The sequence below is a fragment of the Vibrio sp. 2132-1 genome (assembly GCF_033344315.1).
Map to the genome: position 1 here is coordinate 1 of NZ_JAWPON010000059.1, position 1,405 is coordinate 1,405.

General features: G+C 48.5%; 1 protein-coding gene. It reads right to left on the reverse strand.

Annotated features, from left to right (window positions below):
• Positions 1-1,393, reverse strand: a 1,393-nt coding sequence (gene hrpB, locus R8N47_RS23405) for an ATP-dependent helicase HrpB (protein WP_318185879.1), incomplete at its 3' end; no start/stop codon positions are given.
• Positions 1,394-1,405: the final 12 nt, after the last annotated feature.

Genomic DNA, 1,405 nt, shown 5'->3' on the forward strand with positions numbered 1-1,405 from the left:
TCGTTACATTACGCTCTGGCTCTTCAATTAGGGCGACCGCCGCCAAAGCGACATTTACCATCTTATCGCTGTGGGATTGCGATTTAATTAACATCACTGCCGCGCGAGGTTCTACGCCCAAGTCATGAGCCTGCTTTCCTTCCGCAGTCAGTTGTCCTTGCTCGGTAACAAGCCCTAATGAAAATAACAACTGCTTAGCTTGTTGCAGCGCGGCAGCAGAAGGAATATCGAGCCATTTTAGCTCATGAATATCGGTCGTCCCCCAAAACGCCAGCTCCATTACCAAGCTCGCAAGATCGGAATGCAAAATCTCAGGTTGTGGCACTTGTGGCTGTTGCTTGAGTTGACTTTCTGAATAGAGGCGAACGCAAATCCCCTCTTCAATTCGCCCAGCACGACCAGCTCGCTGGATGGCTGACGATTGAGCTATACGCGTTTGCTCCAATCGTGTAAGGCCATTTTTCAAGTCAAAACGCGCAACGCGCTCCAAACCAGAATCCACCACAAGGCGAATGCCTTCAATTGTCAGAGAGGTTTCCGCAATGTTGGTTGCCAATACGACTTTGCGCTTACCTTTTTCTGCAGGAGAGATGGCTTTCTGTTGCTCAGTAAAGCTCAACTGACCATACAACGGGCATACTTCAACATCGTCCGGTAAGTGCGATAAACGCTCTTGCACTTGCTTGATGGCCGCCACACCGGGAAGAAACGCAAGCAGAGAGCCTGACTCTTTATTCATCAAACTCTCTATATTTTTTGCCATTACCGTTGAAAGATGATCGTTGGCAGTAAGCGGAACATAGCGAGTTTCCACAGCAAAGCTGCGCCCTTCTGATTCAATATAACAAGCTTCCGGCAGTAAAGATTGCAACGCTTCTTGATCCAACGTTGCCGACATCACCACCAGCTTAAGATCGTCTCGCAATGCTTCTTGAACTTCCAAGCTAAGCGCCAAAGCCGTATCGGCATGAATACTGCGCTCATGGAACTCATCAAAAATCAGCAAATCGACGCCATCTAGCTCAGGGTCATTTTGGATCATGCGAGTCATGACCCCTTCAGTCACAATTTCTAACTGAGTAGAAGCACTTACCTTTGTCTCGCCACGAACGCGATACCCCACTCGCTGGCCAACTTGCTCGCCAAGTTGCTCGGCCAAATATCTCGCGATATTGCGCGCGGCTAATCGTCTTGGTTCAAGCATGATGACTTTCCCAGTCACCACTTGGTTCTGGATAAGGTGTAAAGGGAAGTACGTCGATTTACCCGCACCAGGCGCGGCTTTTAAAATAACCTGATGTTGATGTTTGACCGCCGTAAGTAGCTGGGGCATCACGGCTTCAATCGGCAATTGTGACAAAGGAAATACCTTATGGTGTAATGGTGGCAACATTGTACATAAAAA